Annotated in this window: 13 protein-coding genes and 2 pseudogenes; 8 read left to right on the plus strand and 7 right to left on the minus strand. The window is 49.6% G+C overall.

Annotation, left to right across the window (positions count from 1 at the left end; all coding sequences use genetic code 11):
- Positions 1-12: 12 nt before the first annotated feature.
- Entirely contained in the window at positions 13-921 is a 909-nt protein-coding gene (locus tag C5O23_RS05205) for a dihydroorotate dehydrogenase (protein ID WP_107031893.1), read from the minus strand.
- Positions 922-923: 2 nt separating this feature from the next.
- Positions 924-1,697, minus strand: a complete 774-nt coding sequence (locus C5O23_RS05210) for a dihydroorotate dehydrogenase electron transfer subunit (protein ID WP_107031894.1) — start codon at positions 1,695-1,697, stop codon at positions 924-926.
- 265 nt (positions 1,698-1,962) lie between these two features.
- Here C5O23_RS05210 and C5O23_RS05215 point away from each other — a divergent pair, with 265 nt between their 5' ends.
- The 6 genes and pseudogenes from C5O23_RS05215 to C5O23_RS05240 form a co-directional block, all read left to right on the plus strand.
- A complete protein-coding gene (locus C5O23_RS05215; protein ID WP_240597684.1) occupies positions 1,963-3,777 on the plus strand; it encodes a pectate lyase in 1,815 nt (604 codons plus the stop codon).
- Positions 3,778-3,804: 27 nt separating this feature from the next.
- The gene (locus C5O23_RS05220; protein ID WP_161553554.1) at positions 3,805-6,078 is read left to right on the plus strand and encodes an alpha/beta hydrolase fold domain-containing protein; all 2,274 of its coding nucleotides are present in this window, start codon (positions 3,805-3,807) and stop codon (positions 6,076-6,078) included.
- A 60-nt stretch (positions 6,079-6,138) separates the two neighbouring features.
- Positions 6,139-7,101 (plus strand): HU domain-containing protein, encoded by a 963-nt coding sequence (locus C5O23_RS14145; protein ID WP_133166508.1) that lies wholly within the window; start codon positions 6,139-6,141, stop codon positions 7,099-7,101.
- A 47-nt stretch (positions 7,102-7,148) separates the two neighbouring features.
- Positions 7,149-7,673: a nitroreductase family protein gene (locus C5O23_RS05230; RefSeq protein WP_107031897.1), complete on the plus strand. Its 525-nt coding sequence runs from the start codon at positions 7,149-7,151 to the stop codon at positions 7,671-7,673.
- Positions 7,651-8,466, plus strand: a complete 816-nt coding sequence (locus C5O23_RS05235) for a Rossmann-like and DUF2520 domain-containing protein (RefSeq protein WP_107031898.1) — start codon at positions 7,651-7,653, stop codon at positions 8,464-8,466. Before C5O23_RS05230 ends, C5O23_RS05235 begins: the two co-directional genes overlap by 23 nt.
- Before the next feature lie 315 nt (positions 8,467-8,781).
- Positions 8,782-9,429, plus strand: a pseudogene (locus C5O23_RS05240) (aldo/keto reductase); the annotation flags it as partial.
- 62 nt (positions 9,430-9,491) lie between these two features.
- Here C5O23_RS05240 and C5O23_RS05245 read toward each other — a convergent pair.
- Entirely contained in the window at positions 9,492-10,340 is an 849-nt protein-coding gene (locus C5O23_RS05245) for an ion transporter (protein ID WP_107031899.1), read from the minus strand.
- A gap of 245 nt (positions 10,341-10,585) precedes the next feature.
- Here C5O23_RS05245 and C5O23_RS05250 point away from each other — a divergent pair, with 245 nt between their 5' ends.
- Positions 10,586-11,923 (plus strand): NADP-specific glutamate dehydrogenase, encoded by a 1,338-nt coding sequence (locus tag C5O23_RS05250; protein ID WP_107031900.1) that lies wholly within the window; start codon positions 10,586-10,588, stop codon positions 11,921-11,923.
- Between the two features lie 266 nt (positions 11,924-12,189).
- On the plus strand, positions 12,190-13,134 hold the full coding sequence (locus C5O23_RS05255) for a GDP-L-fucose synthase family protein (RefSeq protein ID WP_107031901.1): 945 nt from the start codon (positions 12,190-12,192) through the stop codon (positions 13,132-13,134).
- A 123-nt stretch (positions 13,135-13,257) separates the two neighbouring features.
- On the opposite strand, the gene rbr (C5O23_RS05260) is transcribed toward C5O23_RS05255, so the two are convergent.
- The 4 genes and pseudogenes from rbr (C5O23_RS05260) to C5O23_RS05270 form a co-directional block, all read right to left on the minus strand.
- Positions 13,258-13,980, minus strand: a complete 723-nt coding sequence (rbr, locus tag C5O23_RS05260; protein WP_240597693.1) for a rubrerythrin — start codon at positions 13,978-13,980, stop codon at positions 13,258-13,260.
- A 6-nt stretch (positions 13,981-13,986) separates the two neighbouring features.
- Positions 13,987-14,439 (minus strand): annotated as a pseudogene (locus tag C5O23_RS14520) (flavin reductase family protein); the annotation flags it as partial.
- A gap of 222 nt (positions 14,440-14,661) precedes the next feature.
- Positions 14,662-15,243 carry a rubrerythrin gene (rbr, locus tag C5O23_RS05265; RefSeq protein WP_107031903.1) on the minus strand — a complete coding sequence of 194 codons (582 nt, stop codon included), beginning with the start codon at positions 15,241-15,243 and terminating at the stop codon, positions 14,662-14,664.
- 102 nt (positions 15,244-15,345) lie between these two features.
- Entirely contained in the window at positions 15,346-16,167 is an 822-nt protein-coding gene (locus C5O23_RS05270) for an EFR1 family ferrodoxin (protein WP_107031904.1), read from the minus strand.
- Positions 16,168-16,191: the final 24 nt, after the last annotated feature.

The raw sequence follows: 16,191 nt of genomic DNA on the forward strand, positions 1-16,191 counted from the left end.
TTGATTGTTATGTCAGATGCAGCCGACGATTTCGTTTATGTCATTGATCCCATGACGGATGCAGTAGTCTTCCATGAAATCAATGACTTTCATTGTGACTGCTGGGTCTATAAAGTTGGCTGTGCCGATTTCAACAGCAGTGGCTCCGGCAAGCATGAATTCGATGGCGTCACGGCCATTCATGATGCCTCCGAGGCCGATCACCGGGATGCTGACTGCTTTGGCCACCTGCCAGACCATACGCACTGCCACCGGACGTACCGCAGGGCCAGAAAGACCGCCGGTGACTGTTGAAAGGTGAGGCTTACGACGCTCTACGTCAATCGACATGCCCATAAGGGTGTTGATGAGCGAGACCGAGTCGGCTCCTTCGGCTTCAACAGCTTTGGCGATGTCGGCTATGGATGTTACATTGGGCGAAAGCTTTACAATGAGTGTCTTGTCAGGGTAAGCCTGACGCACGGCGCGGGTTACTTCTGCCGCGCCGTTTGTGGTAGTGCCGAAAGCCATTCCACCTTCCTTCACGTTCGGACACGAAATGTTGACTTCAATGGCGCTTACATCATCGAGGCCGTGAAGCCTGCGGGCTGTCTCGGCATAGTCATCGACATTTGCGCCGGAGACGTTGACAATCAGTTTTGATCCGAGACTGCAGATGCGCGGGTAGATATGTTCGATGAAATAGTCCACACCTTTGTTCTGCAGCCCTACCGCGTTGAGCATACCTGACGGAGTTTCGACCATGCGTGGATAGTCATTGCCTTCACGATGGTTGAGGGTAGTACCTTTTATTATATATGCACCGAGGCGGTTGATGTCTATGAACGGAGTGAATTCTTCGCCATAGCCGAAAGTGCCTGATGCGGTCATCACCGGGTTTGAAAGCTGGAGCTTTCCTATGTTGACTGATAGATTTGCCATTTTTATTGATTCCAGGTAAGGGATTCGATATTGAACACAGGGCCCTCGGTGCAGACGCACACATTGCCTTTGACTGTTTTCTCTACACAGCACAGGCAGGCGCCGAGACCGCATGCCATCATGTTTTCAAGTGAGACTTCGCAGTTTGTGCCGTTTTTATAGGCTATGGACGCTATGGCTTTCATCATCGGCGCCGGTCCACAGCAATAATAATGCTCATAGCTTTCGTTTAGCGTGGGGTGTGTGGTGACGAGGCCTTTTATGCCTTCCGATCCGTCTTCGGTGCAGATGTGTACAGGGCCGATGCTGCGGAATTCGTCAAGTGACAGCAGGTCGCCTGCCGAACGCGCACCCAAGAGAAATTCCGGATGGTGGCCTTTGGCCTTGAGCTCGCGTCCGAGATAGAGCAGGGGTGCGACACCGACGCCGCCACCTATGAGGAGTAGCCGTGATCCGGCTTTACATTCGGTGGTAAACCCGTTGCCGAGCGGAAGCAGAATGTTAAGTTTTTCTCCGGCTTTCATGCCGATAAGGGCGGCTGTGCCGCGTCCGGCATTTCTGACAAGCAGGGTCAGAGTGTTTGACTCACGATCTACATCGTTGATCGATATCGGACGGCGCAGAAACACATCCGGGGCTTCGACTGCTACCTGCACGAATTGTCCCGGCAGAATGACTGGCAGAATGGCTCCGTCAGCCGGCGATAATATCAGCTTGGAATAACTGTCGTTTATGCTGATATTATCGATGATTATGAAATCCTTTACTTGTTTCACGATAATGAGGTTAGGATTAGGAGGGTTTATTCCATCTCCACAAAATTACAACTTTTTGCTAAAAGATCAAACCGAATCATCTTAAAATCTGCGTATGTCTCCGCAGCTGTATGTCTCCGCATCTATCCCGCGGGTTTCGGATAAATTTAAATAAGTCTAAATTCGAGGTTGCAGCCACAGGATAATGGCTGATTTTTACTAATTTTGCGCTAAAATTAGTTCCAAACCATGAAAACTTGTGCTGATGGAGCACAATGAACTTATAATGAAAAAAGTAACAATCTCAGTTCTGTTATTGCTGCTGGCATCAGGACATTCTTTAGTTTCCGCTCAGGCTCCGGCTTTTCCGGGCGCTGAAGGTCATGGCCGTTATACAACCGGAGGCCGTGGCGGAAAAGTCATTCATGTGACCAATCTTACAGACGATGCCAACAATCCGGCTGAAGGTTCGCTCCGATGGGCTTTGAATCAAAGCGGGACAAAGACTATAGTGTTTGACGTAAGTGGTTATATTGATCTTGCAGCGGATCTTAAAATTTCCAAAAATACTACTATTGCAGGCCAGACTGCTCCGGAGGGTGGTATCACTTTGCGATATTACACTCTGCGGATGAGTGGCGACAATATCATTGTTCGTTTCATTCGCTCGCGTCGTTCGCAGGTCAGAGATACAAATGACGGAGCTGATGCCATATGGGAACGCAACAGGAAAAATCTGCTGCTTGACCATTGCTCGTTTTCATGGAGCATTGACGAAATCGCTTCGTTCTATGATAACCGTGATTTTACCATGCAGTGGTGTGCTCTTGGTGAAGGACTCGCAAACCCCGGACATACAAAGGGCGCTCATAGCTATGGTGGCATATGGGGCGGAAAGAATGCGTCGTTCCATCATAATTTTATAGCGCATGTGCAGAACAGAGCGCCGCGCTTCAATGGAGCACGCTATGGCTGGACCGGATATGATACAGATAAGTATTCTTCAGCTGTCGATGCCGAACGCGTGGATTTCAGGAATTGCCTTATGTATAACTGGGGTACCGGTACGGCATGTTATGGAGGCCCCGGTGGCGGTTATATAAATATGGTGAACAATTATTATAAGGCCGGACTTGGCACCAAAAACAAAACCACTGTCACTCAGGTGTCGGTTGCAACATCCGGAAATGCCGATTCGAAGCATCCCGAACTTTACGGTCTGTCGTCACGCTATTATGTGAGCGGGAATTATATGGCTGCGGCATCTTCCCCGGAAAATTATGATTGGTCCGGGGTTAAATATGACAGCGGCCTGAAATTGATCGGTGAAGATCGCTATATCCCTGATGCCGGTCATCAGTTTGGAGAAAACGTGACATATGTCAGCATTTCAGGTGTTGATTGTGTGAAGCTTAAGCTCGACGAGCAGGTTGATCCGGGAGAAGTCACCACCCACTCGGCTGTGGACGCATATGAAAAGGTTATGGCTTATTCCGGATCGAGTCTTTATCGTGATGCTGTCGATGCCCGTTATATGGAAGAAACCCGCACCGGGACTGTGACTTATTATGGTGATGTGGCCTATGTAAAGGATGACAAAAAATATCCTACTTCAAATACTAAAGGTATTCTTGATTTTATAAATGATCCGGATGGCGAAGCCAATCCTAAGACAGCAAGTTTCCCGGAGTTGCCGGAGAATGTGCGTCCGGCCGGATTTGACACCGATGGCGACGGCATGCCTGATGACTGGGAAATTGCCAACGGCCTTGATCCTGATGATGCTTCTGACGGTGCGAAATATACGCTGGATACTGAAAAGGGATGGTACACCAATCTTGAAGTATATCTGAACTCGCTCGTTGAGAAAATAATGAAAGCCGGCAATGAGGGCGCTGTCGATGCGGTTGATGAATATTATCCTACATGTAAAGGCGTTGATTCCGGGATTGAAGATGTGTTTGTAGGGTCGGAAATCGAAAGTATTGAGTATTATGACCTGCGCGGTGTGCACCTTCTGGAGCCCGCCGACGGGTTGAATATCCGCCGTATCCGTTACAGTAATGGCAAGGTGGTTACAGATAAAGTGATTAAGCGCTAATCAGAATTTAAAAGAAACAGAATGGATATGAAAAAGGCTACAGTTGTATTTGCTGCCTGTCTTATGTCATCGCTTGTCGGATGGAGCAAGGCTCCGGAAATTCCGCGTGACACATCTTTTACGGCATATTCCACCAATAAAAAAATCCGGAAATACCATCCGGAGGCAGTCCTTGCCCTGCCTGAATTGCCAGCCGGCGTCAGGGAGTATCGCGATGTGGTTTATTCGACCCTCCCGAAAACTCCTTACGGCCGCCGTGATCTCCATGTGGATATTTTCCGTCCGGATGATGAAAAGATTTATCCGGCTCTGCTGATGATCCACGGTGGCGGATGGAATTCCGGTGACAAGAGTTTGCAGGTGCCTATGGCGCAGCAGATTGCTAAAAACGGCTATGTGACAATACCCGTAGAGTACCGGCTGATTCCGGAAGCTGTCTATCCCGCAGGCTTGCATGATGTTAAGACGGCAATACGTTGGGTAAGGGCTCATGCGGCGGAATACGGTATTGATCCTGATCGCATTGCGGTGTCTGGGTGTTCGGCCGGTGCGCAGCTTGCCACTCTTGCCGGTGTGACCAACGGCTCCAGGCGTCATGAGGGGAAAGGACAGTGGCGTAAAACTTCAAGCGATGTGCAGGCTGTTATCAGCATGGACGGCATCGCGACTTTTGTCTCGGAGTCTAATATTGCGGATGCGGAAGAGCGCCTTCAGAAGAAGGGGGAACTGCCTGTGAACGCAAAATGGCTCGGAGGACTCTATAAAGATTCTCCAGAAAATTGGAAAGAGGCTTCGGCCTTGTTGTGGATTACTCCCAAGTCGGCTCCCGTCTGCTTTATTAACAGTGGTCTCCCACGGTATAGCGATGGCCGTGATGAGCTGGTGGCTGTATATGATTCTATTGGTATTTATACCGAACGACACCGCATACCTGTTGATGTTCACACTTTCTGGTTTTTCCATCCCTGGTTCGAGACCACTGTTGAACGGGCAGTCGGATTTCTTGACCGTGTGTTCAAGGGCGAAAAGGTTGCGCCAAGATTTAAGCTGACTGATCATGGAGTAGCCAACGATAGCACCGTAGTGCAGACGGCTGCGATCCAGCGTGTGATCGATAAGGCTGAGACTATGGGTGGTGGAGAGATCATCGTGCCTCCGGGGACATTTCTCAGCGGCGCTCTATTTTTCAAACCGGGCACTACTTTGCGTCTGGAGGAAGGCGCGGTGATCAAAGGGTCGGACAATATAGAGGATTATCCGCTTATTCCATCTCGAATGGAGGGTCGCAGCATCTATTATCATGCGGCGCTTATCAATGCCTACCATGTCGACGGGTTTGAAATAAACGGCCCCGGCACAATCAATGGCAACGGTTATAAATTCTGGGTGCAATTCTGGGATAATGTTGAACGGGCCCGTGAGGAAAACCGCAGCTGGACCAACCTTGAAGTGCGCCGCCCGCGCCTTGTTTTTCTGTGGGGGTGCGACAACGCCCGGCTTAGCGGTGTGCGTATGATTAATTCGGCATTCTGGACTTCGCATTTTTATCTGTGTAATGATCTGATCGTGGAGAATTGCGAGGTGCAGGCGCCGCGTGAGCCTGTCAGAGCTCCGAGCAGCGATGCGATAGATCTTGACGGTTGTCACAGAGTGATCGTTAGGGGCTGTTATCTCAATTGCGATGACGATGGCGTCTGTCTGAAGGGCGGCAAGGGCGTTTTTGCCCATAAGTCTCATGAAAATGACAGCGTGACCGATGTTCTGGTCGAGGGTTGTGTCTTTGGCCCGAATCTCCACGGTACTCTGACTCTTGGAAGCGAGTGTGTTCATGCGAATAATGTGGTTTTGCGCAACTGTCGTCTTGACAACGACTGTTCGCTGCTGCGTCTGAAGATGCGCCCGGACACATATCAGGTATATGAAAATATCAGAATTGAAAATGTTACCGGCCGCTGTGGTTCGGTTGTGGAGGTGCTTCCGTGGAAGCAGTTTTTCTCGCTGGAAGGCACGGATGAGAAGCCTGTGGGGCTGATACGCAATATTTCGATCAAAAATATCGACCTGAAATGCAACGGTCTTGGAGTTATTGCGGCTAATCCTGATGACAAGGTTGAAAATTTCGAATTTGAGAACGTGGCTGTAAAGGCTGAATCGGATATTTTCCGCTGCAATTATCCGGATGTGAAACTCAAGAATGTGACTGTCAACGGCAAGCGGCCGGTGATCATGACTGCTGATGAAGAAATGAAAGACAAGCTGAATTTCGATGCTGTGGATCTCGACAAAAATAATGAGAAGTAAGAAGTGATTCTTGCTTGATTCATATTTGCAGGAGCGGGGAATTTTATGTAACTTTGCGCCGTGATTGACATAGCGCAACATATAGAATTCCTGCTCCTGCATCATGACTGCGTGGTCGTGCCGGGGCTTGGCGCGTTCATCGTTAATGATGAGGGCGCGCGCTATGACTCGCGGCGCCACGTGTTTATGCCGCCTTCGCGCACCGTCGGGTTTAATCCGGAAGTGCGCCACAATGATGCGATGCTCATAGGGAGCATTTCGCGGCGCAATGGGATTTCCCTGTCAGCCGCCAGAATGGATCTCGAAACTGAAGTGGCCTCTCTTCATCATCAGCTTGATGTGGCCGGGGAGTTTCCTTTGGGTAGATTAGGAATGCTTATGCGTGGAGCAAGCGCCGAATACCCCGTATTTGAGCCTGCGGCAGATTCGTTGCCTCTCAGATTGTGTAAAAGTTTTGCGTCTGTGGATTGCTGTCCTCTGGTTTCAGATGACTCCACAGAAGATGGTGGGGCTTGCGCCCGTCAGAGAATTGTGGCAATACCCGCCCCGCTTAAAATAGTTGCGTCTTTTATTGTTGTTATTGTGGCGCTTGGGATACTCTATTCCACCACCGGTCTTATAAACGGACCAAAGGTAAACTCGGCTTCGCTTGACACCGGACTGAGCTCGCGCATTGAGCAGTCGGCTCCGGTTTTTGAGGTAGCTGCTGATGAGGATGTGTCCCGCGAAATAGTGCTCAATATCGCAATGCCGGCAGAGCAGCCTGATATGGCTCAGTCTGACTGTGCGGCAGAGCAGACGGAAGAAGCGCCGCAGCGCTATCTGCTTGTTGTCGGCTCGTTCCCCACATTGGCATCAGCCAACCGCCACATATATTATGTGGGTGATACATCCCTGCGTGTGATCGAGATGGCCGGGAATTACCGCATCTATGTCGCATCGGCTCCGACTATAGAAGAGGCCCGTCGGCTTTCGGCTTACATATCCAAGACTTATCCGTCAGTGTGGGTGTGTCGCCGATAGTAACTGATTTTAAATCCCCTCTTACATTATTATATATTATTCAATCCATGAACTTCAATCAAATGCTCGTGGAGCGTCGCAGCATACGCCGCTACACCACAGAAAAAATAGATCCCGAACAAGTAAAACTCATTCTGGAAGCAGGCTTGCTGTCTCCCGCATCGAAATCTGCGCGCGCCTGGCACTTTGTTGTTGTGGAAGAGCCTGACATGCTTGAGCGTCTCGCCCAGTGCAAGCCGATGGGTGCGGCTCCGATATCCAAATGTCCGCTTGCTGTTGTGGTCGCGGTTGACAGTACAGCTACCGAACCGTGGGTTGAGGATGGTTCCGTAGCTGCTTCTTATATGCAGCTGCAGGCACAGGCGCTCGGCCTTGGTTCATGCTGGATTCAGGTGCATGGGCGCTTTACGGCTGACGGAACCCCTTCAGAAGAGTATGTTCAGGAGCTGCTTGGCATTCCCGAAACATGTCCGGTAGTTTGTGTGCTGACATTCGGGCATAAAGACGAGGTTCGCAAACCTCAGGATCTTGAAAAACTGAAATGGGAGAATGTGCACATCGGTAAATTCTGATGCCTCCGCTCCGTTGCGCATAGTTGTTATAGGGGCCGGGAATGTGGCCTCGCATCTCGCACCGGCTATTGAAAGTTCAGGGGTCGGAGCGGTGGTGCAGGTCTATAGTCGTAAATTGCAGTCGGCGCGTGAGTTGACACGCAAATTGCAGAATGCTCAAGCAATTGATTCAGAAGCAGCTATCTGTGATGATGCTGAGGTCTATCTTGTCAGTCTCGTGGATGATGCCATAGGTCCGCTTGTCAGCCGTATGCCGAAAAGGGGCAATGCTCTGTGGCTTCACACTTCCGGCTCGGTCGGAATGGAGGTCTTGGCGCCAATGTCGGAACGTTATGGCGTGTTCTATCCGTTGCAGACGTTTTCCAAAGGTGTGGAGGTCGATGTTTCGAAAGTGCCTCTGTTTATAGAGGGATGCACTTCCGGCGTTGAAGAAGAGATCCGTAGGTTTGCCACACCGGTGTTTTCGCATATTTACCATGCCGACAGTCATACTCGACGGATGATGCACATCTCGGCTGTGTTTGCCTGCAACTTTACGAACTATCTGTGGACCATCGCCTCGGAATTGCTTAAAAAAGAAGACTTGCCCTTTGAGGTTTTGCATCCGCTGCTTGAAGAGACTCTAAAAAAAGCATTCGCTGTATCTCCTGAAAAGGGGCAGACCGGCCCGGCTGTCAGGGGCGACTTGGCTATAGTCAACAAGCATCTATCTGTTCTTGATGGTCAGTCAAAAGAAATCTACAGTCTGCTGAGCGAAGCCATAATCTCCCATCACCACAGCTTCGGTAAATAGGAGCCGGTTCGACAATAACTGTTAACGTCAGGATTGCAGATTTTTCAGCAGATTGTGCACTGCCGAATCAGGATTGTACTTGATGTACACGACTGATTCAAAGCGTGCAAGAAGCAAAAAAAAGATGCAATCGAAAGCTAACTTTCTTTCCCGGCCTTTGCATTTGTTGTCGAACCGGCTCTAAGTGCTGGCCCGCACTTGTGGACATTTGGTATAATGTGACATATAAATCGAGCAGGAGGCAAACACTAATCATCAGGTGTTTACCTCCTGCTCGATTACAGGAGATTTTGAATTTCCCGGATTCCGAAATGCAATTCTCTGAAAGAGTTACAGACCGACTACATTGATTATATGCTCCTCCATGCCATCGGAATGGGAACTGACGGAATGCGAGAGTTTGAAAACCGTTACATGGACAACGGTATCCTTGATTTTCTACTCAAGGAGCGTGAAGCCGGACGCATCCGCAATCTTGAATTTTCGTATCATGGTGACATAAAGGTATTTGATTACCTGCTGTCGCGCCATGACGAATATAAATGGGATTTTGAGCAGATTCAGCTCAACTATCTCGACTGGCATCATGCCAATGAAATCAATCCGCGCAACATCGATGCGGAATATCTCTATGGCGAACTGGAGAAGCGTGGTATTCTGGCCATAATCATGGAACCGCTTCTCGGCGGCCGTCTGTCGAATCTTCATGGCCATGTGGTGAGCCGTCTGAAACAGGCTGAGCCTGAACGGAGCGTGGCTTCATGGGCCTTCCGCTTTGCCGGAACATGGCCCTTCCGCTTTGCCGGGACATGGCCCGGAGTGCTGACTGTGTTGAGCGGAATGACCTATATGGAGCATCTCGAAGACAATCTGCGCTCTTTCTGCCCGCTGAAGCTACTGACAGAGGAAGAAAATAAATTTCTTTTTGACACGGCAGACCTGATGATGCAGTATCCGACAATTCTTAGATATAATTATGTCCTCTTATATATAATAAGGTGGTAAAAATATCCTCCGCAGACGGATTATTTTGAATTTTTCAGCATGTCATTGACCACATCGATCTGTCGCTGGAGTTTTTCCATTTCCTCTCGGAGTGCGTCTCTTGATAGCATTTGTGATTTCTTGGCTTCGTTTTTAGCAGTTACTTCCTGAAGCGAGCTCACCACGAGAGCGACCACGATGTTCAGAATGACATAGGACGCTATCAGCACATAAGTCACAAAGTAGACCCATGCTGCAGGATAAATATCCATAACCGGACGTGCTATGCCCATCGACCAGCTTTCCAGAGTCATGATTTGGAAGAGAGAATACATGGAGCGCCATACGTTGCCGAACCAGTCAGGGAACTCGTTGCCAAAGAAAGTCGAGCCTAAAAGTGCATAAGTGTACATGATAATGACAAACAATATGGTGGTCCATAGCATGCCGGGAATCGCATTGAAGATGGCTTCGACAATAAGTTTAAGTTTGTCGGCCGAACGGACCACACGGAGGATGTTGAGCTGGCGGAACACACGGAATATTCTGAACACACGGAAGGAGGAGAATGTGCCTAACTGTGCGGCAGATGACAGCACGACTATTATTGTGTCAAACCAGTTCCAGTAGCGGTTGCGTCCTGTGAAGAAGCGACCTTTTTCGAGCGAGAGCCTGATCATAAGCTCGACAATAAAGATCAGTATGCTCAGGTCGCAGAACGATTCGAGTTCCGGCCCGATGCGGTCGGCGATAGAAATGTCGGTAAGCAGTCCGAATGCAAGAGCATTGAGAACGATAAGCAGATTGCAGAAGGTGTAGAATTTCCGTGTGACCTTTACAACAGCCTTGCGCGTCGAGAAGGCAGGTGAGATAATGGAGAATGAAGCCATGATCTATAGGCGGTTAGAGTTTTTAGAGAGTCAGGATAATTGGTTTAATGATGCAAAGTTACGCAAAATCGTCGTAATGGACGAAAAATATAAAAATTGACAAGCCGTTGTTATTTATAGCAAAAGTTTTGGAAAATGATGAAATATGTGTAACTTTGTAGCGAAAAAGAAATTTAATCTTTCATTTTGTCGTGAAAGAAGTGTTATAGATAATAAATTCCAATAATATATTCTCCATATTAGGTATGAATGCACTAAGCGTAATTGACGATCTGAAGCGTCGTTTCCCCAATGAGCCGGAATACATCCAGGCAGTGGAAGAGGTATTGACCTCGATTGAAGATGTCTATAATGAAAATCCTGAATTCGAACGCTACAATCTTATTGAGCGCCTTTGCATTCCTGATCGTATTTTCGCATTCCGCGTATCATGGGTCGATGACAAGGGCAAGGTTCACAATAACATGGGCTATCGCGTTCAGCACAACAATGCGATCGGTCCTTACAAAGGAGGCATCCGTTTCCACTCTTCGGTCAACCTCTCGATTCTCAAATTCCTTGCATTCGAACAGACTTTCAAAAACTCTCTGACCACTCTCGCTATGGGTGGAGCCAAAGGCGGCAGCGATTTCTCGCCCCGTGGCAAAAGCGACATGGAAGTGATGCGCTTCTGCCAGGCTTTCATCCAGGAACTGTGGCGTCAGATCGGTCCTGACACTGATGTGCCCGCCGGTGATATCGGTGTTGGCGGACGTGAGGTAGGCTATATGTTCGGCGAATACAAGAAGATGGCCCGCGAGTTCACCGGTACTTTCACCGGCAAGGGCTATGAATTCGGTGGTTCGCTCATCCGCCCGGAAGCTACAGGCTATGGTAACGTCTACTTCCTCCTTGAGATGCTCAAGACCCGTGGCCTCAGCATCGAAGGCAAGCGCGTGGCAATCTCCGGTTCCGGCAATGTAGCCACTTATACAGCTGAAAAACTTCTCTCGCTCGGAGCCAAAGTGGTTTCAATGAGTGATAGCGATGGCTCAATCTACGTGCCCGACGGCCTCTCTCAGGAACAGCTTGACTATATCTTCAAACTCAAGAATATCTATCGCGGACGAATCCGCGAGTTTGCCGAGGAATACGAATGCCAGTATTTTGAAGGCGAACGCCCTTGGCAGCACGTGGCCTGCGACATCGCCATGCCTTCTGCCACTCAGAACGAAATTGACGGTGACGATGCCCGCGCTCTCATCGCAAACGGCTGTATCGCTGTCAGCGAAGGTGCAAACATGCCCTCCACCCCCGATGCGATCCGTGAATTCCAGAAAGCCCGCATCCTCTATGCTCCCGGCAAGGCTGCAAACGCAGGCGGTGTATCTGTTTCAGGACTCGAAATGGCCCAGAACTCGCAGAAACTCTCATGGAGCGCCGAGGAAGTCGACCGCAAACTTCAGGATATCATGACCGAAATCCACAAGCAGTGTGTGAAATATGGCACTGAGGAAGACGGCTACATCAACTATGTCCGTGGTGCCAACGTGGCCGGTTTCATGAAAGTGGCTCGTGCTATGATGGCTCAGGGTGTGCTCTAAGAGGGTGTTTCATAACAACTGTTAAGCCACAAGAAGCAGACATAAAAACGATTTCAGCCCCTCTGCCCGCAATCCGGGCAGGGGGATTTTTGATTTTCACTGGCTGATTATTTGCCGGATAGAATAAAATTTTGTTATTTTGCGTTGAATTTCCGGAGGCATGGCAGCCTCGATCGTGTTTTGTGCTGAATGTGCTGGCTATCAGCTGATTTTCAACTTAAACACTCATATCTTAATAATAGGTAACAACACATAAATAGATTTTAATTGTGGAAAAGGATTCAAAGATTTATGTAGCAGGCCATCGCGGCATGGTAGGTTCGGCTATTGTCCGTGAGCTGAAACGTCAGGGATACAACAATATCATCACACGTACGCACTCGCAGCTCGACTTGATCAACCAGCAGGCCGTCAATAAATTTTTTTCGGCTGAAAAGCCTGACTATGTGTTTCTTGCAGCCGCTAAAGTCGGTGGCATAGAAGCCAATCAGTCTGCGCTCGCTGATTTTATGTATGACAATATGATGCTGGAGATGAACGTGATCCACGCAGCCTGGCGCAATGGTGTCAAGAAACTCGAATTCCTTGGATCATCGTGCATCTATCCCCGTCTTGCTCCGCAGCCTATGCCCGAAAGCTGCCTGCTGACATCTTCGCTCGAACAGACCAACGAGGCCTATGCTCTGGCCAAGATTTCCGGTCTCAAATATTGCGAATATCTTAACCGCCAGTACGGAACTGACTATATCTCGGTAATGCCTACCAACCTCTACGGTCCTAATGACAACTATCATCCCACCCATTCGCATGTGCTTCCGGCTTTGATCCGCCGTTTCCATGAAGCTAAAGAGGCCGGTCTGGAAGAGGTAGTGTGCTGGGGTGACGGATCGCCGTTGCGCGAGTTCCTTTATGTCGATGACCTCGCCAACCTCTGTGTGTTCCTGATGAACAATTATTCCGGCAACGAGACCGTAAATGCCGGCAGTGGCAAGGAGTTGTCAATAAAAGAACTGTCGGAACTGGTTGCGAAGACCGTGGGCTATACCGGCCGCATTGTCTGGGACACCACAAAACCCAATGGTACTCCGCGTAAGCTGCTTGATGTGTCGAAAGCTGCCGCTCTCGGCTGGACTTATTCAACTGAGCTGCCTGACGGCATCCGTCTCGCTTACGAGGACTTCCTCTCGAATCCGATGCGTGCAGAACGTTAAATTTTTGTCAGACAACCTATAAAACAACAATCGTGAATCAGCCGCGGCTGATTCACGATTGTTGTTTTAGGGAAATACGTTGTTGCCAGCCGATTTAGGCTGACTTTGTAGCCGAAGAGAGGGTCAATAATTTTCAGCTCTCACCTCGAAGTAGCTCTGCTGGTGGAAGCAGACAGGGCAGACTTCCGGAGCTTCGGTACCGATGCAGATGTGTCCGCAGTTTCGGCATTCCCAGACTGTCACACCGCTCTTGCGGAATACTTCGTGAGCCTCTACGTTTTCCAACAGTTTGCGGTAACGCTCCTCATGGGTCTTCTCTATGGCTGCCACTCCGCGGAACTGTTTTGCAAGATCATGAAATCCTTCGGCATCGGCATCTTTTGCAAAACGGTCATACATGTCGGTCCATTCATAGTTTTCACCCTCGGCTGCATGCTGCAGGTTTAAGGCCGTGTCCTGACTGACACCGCCGAGAGCCTTGCACCACAGTTTGGCGTGTTCTTTCTCGTTGGCTGCAGTATGTTCGAAAATCGCGGCGATCTGCTCGAATCCGTTTTTGCGTGCAACTGAAGCGAAGTAGGTGTACTTGTTGCGTGCCATGCTTTCGCCGGCGAAAGCTTCCTGAAGATTCTTCTCAGTCTTTGTGCCGGAATACGGGTTTGTAGGATTGTCAGCCACATTGTCGGTGATGGTGACTTTCTCAAAGTCAGATGCCGGATGCTTGCAGATCGGACAGATAAAATCAGCCGGAATCTCGTCACCGACATATTCGTAGCCGCAGACCTTGCATCGCCAGACCGTATGGGCCGATCCGGCAGCAGACGGCTGTGCGGGCTGTGGTTTAATGTGCTCCTGATAATAATTATATGTGGCTGATGCCACATCGTCAAGCACCGCCATTTCGGTCACTTCGCCTATGAACATCATGTGGGTGCCGAGATCAATCTTTTGCGCGACTTTCACGCTGAAATATGAGTTGGTGCCGCATGTCACCGCCAAAGTGCCATTGTCAAGGCGCTTTACGTCGGCGAAATCTTTAAACTTGTCTACCTCGCGGCCCGACTTGAAGCCGAAACGCTCAAACAGACTGAAATCTGCGTTTTCGCTGATGACAGACACAGTGAAAGCTCCGGCCTTTTCAATCATCTCGCATGTCAGGGAGCTTTTGTTGAGACACACACAAGCCTGGGCCGGTGTGCATGTCACCTGCTCAAAAGTATTGGAGATGCAACCGTTGTCTCGTCCGTCAGCATTCACGGTGACGATATAGAGACCATAAGGAATCTTAAACAAAGGATTTTCCATAGTTATAGAAATTTTCAAAAATAGGAAATCGCGTTAAGCGTTTCTGAATTTATAACATGCCCGCTCCTATGTTTGTTTGCTCCGCTTCTCGGATAACTTTCATATTGACCTCCTCCCTGTAAGTCAGCATGAGTTTGAATATAAAAAGAGGGCTGTATCGGGATAGAACGCCGATACAGTCCTTGGCTATTTGGATTGGAGAAGTGTATAAAGCTCGTATGATCAATAGTTTTCGGCTTTGCGTTCAAAGTAGCCCTGCTCTTTGCCGCATACCGGACAGCGTTTGGGGGCCGATTTGCCTTTGTGGACATAACCGCAGTGCATACACTGCCATTCTTCCTCTTCTTCGCCTGAAAATTCCTGACCGTTGGTGAGGCGATCAAGAAGACGTAGATAGCGCTGTTCATGTTCGATTTCGACCTTAGCCACCATTTTGAAGAGAGCTGCGATGTCCTTGAAGCCTTCTTCTTCGGCTGTAGAAGCGAATGATGAGTAGAGATCGCTCCATTCCTCACGTTCGCCGGCTGCTGCCTCGCGGAGGTTGGTCATTGTGTCGGCCACCATACCTGCGGGATAGCCGGCATTGATCGTCACCACACCGCCTTCAAGGCGAGAGAAGAAAAGTTCGGCATGGCTGAGTTCCTGCTCGGCGGTGATCAGGAAGATGCGGGCAATCTGTTCGTAGCCTTCTTCACGGGCTTTCTTTGCGAAAAGTGTGTAGCGTGAACGGGCCTGGCTTTCACCGGCGAATGACGCGAGAAGGTTGTGTTCGGTCTTTGTACCTTTTATAGATTTTTTATCCATAGATCTGAATATATAAGCGTTAATATCTGCTGATTTGGATCAGTCTAATATATAAACACTCATATGCCGGATTTGGTTCATCTGACCGGAATCCTCACCTTGTCATGACTGCGGATTCATGTATTGGCCTTTGGTGCCGGTCTTGTCGCCATACATTACGGCATGGCGTGGACACACATGGTAGCAGGCGAGACAAAAGGCGCAGTCTGTACCCCATACCGGCCGTTTGCGCCTGCGCTCACTGCTGTCTGTCGATTTGCCTGAAGGCTCGCTCATGTTGATGTTGCGCAGAGGGCAGATGGCTGCGCACTTGCCGCACGAAATACATTCGCGTGTGTAGCGGAATGGTTTCGGCGACATGGCATGGCGGACAAACCAGGGATAGATTATTCTGGTTTTGATCCATGCAAAGCGACCGCGGACCACGTCATCCGGCTCATTTGGGCAGTCTCCGGAGCCTGCCCGGAAATCTGCGATCGAGCGCGCGATTTCTCTGATGCGCAGTGATGCGGCTGACAGTTTGTGCTGTGCGAGTTCTGCCGTATCGACATCAAATCCGCTCATGCAGACGTAATTGTTAGGCATCGTGACTGAAAAAGCCAGTCCTGACAGCCAGCCACGTTTTGCAAGATCGCTGCGCCACATCTCGGCTGTCAGACCGCAATCATCACCGCAGGTCAGCACCAGATGGTGTATTAACGGTGCTGATCCAAGGTCTACGTTTTTAATGATTGCGCGGACATAGGGTGGAAGGCCCCAGGAATAGACGGGGCAGACCCATATGACGGTATCGTCATGCGGCGCCGGTGTCAGGCTGCCGTTGCGGAGATCCGGTGTGAGCCTGCGCAACGACTGGCCCAGTTCGGCGGCAAGCATTTCCGCTACATACCGGGAATTGCCTGTGCCTGAAAACCATAAAATCATGGGTAAACGGGTGTTTCGGATTTG

Source organism: Duncaniella muris, from assembly GCF_003024805.1.
Classification (GTDB): domain Bacteria; phylum Bacteroidota; class Bacteroidia; order Bacteroidales; family Muribaculaceae; genus Duncaniella; species Duncaniella muris.

Excerpts from the sequence above, each read along its gene's own strand:
- C5O23_RS05205 (WP_107031893.1), bottom strand. The coding sequence starts at position 921 with ATGGCAAATCTATCAGTCAACATAGGAAAGCTCCAGCTTTCAAACCCG.
- C5O23_RS05215 (WP_240597684.1), top strand. The coding sequence starts at position 1,963 with ATGAAAAAAGTAACAATCTCAGTTCTGTTATTGCTGCTGGCATCAGGA.
- C5O23_RS05220 (WP_161553554.1), top strand. The coding sequence starts at position 3,805 with ATGAAAAAGGCTACAGTTGTATTTGCTGCCTGTCTTATGTCATCGCTT.
- C5O23_RS05230 (WP_107031897.1), top strand. The coding sequence starts at position 7,149 with ATGAACTTCAATCAAATGCTCGTGGAGCGTCGCAGCATACGCCGCTAC.
- C5O23_RS05235 (WP_107031898.1), top strand. The coding sequence starts at position 7,651 with ATGTGCACATCGGTAAATTCTGATGCCTCCGCTCCGTTGCGCATAGTT.
- C5O23_RS05245 (WP_107031899.1), bottom strand. The coding sequence starts at position 10,340 with ATGGCTTCATTCTCCATTATCTCACCTGCCTTCTCGACGCGCAAGGCT.
- C5O23_RS05250 (WP_107031900.1), top strand. The coding sequence starts at position 10,586 with ATGAATGCACTAAGCGTAATTGACGATCTGAAGCGTCGTTTCCCCAAT.
- rbr (WP_107031903.1), bottom strand. The coding sequence starts at position 15,243 with ATGGATAAAAAATCTATAAAAGGTACAAAGACCGAACACAACCTTCTC.
- C5O23_RS05270 (WP_107031904.1), bottom strand. The coding sequence starts at position 16,167 with ATGATTTTATGGTTTTCAGGCACAGGCAATTCCCGGTATGTAGCGGAA.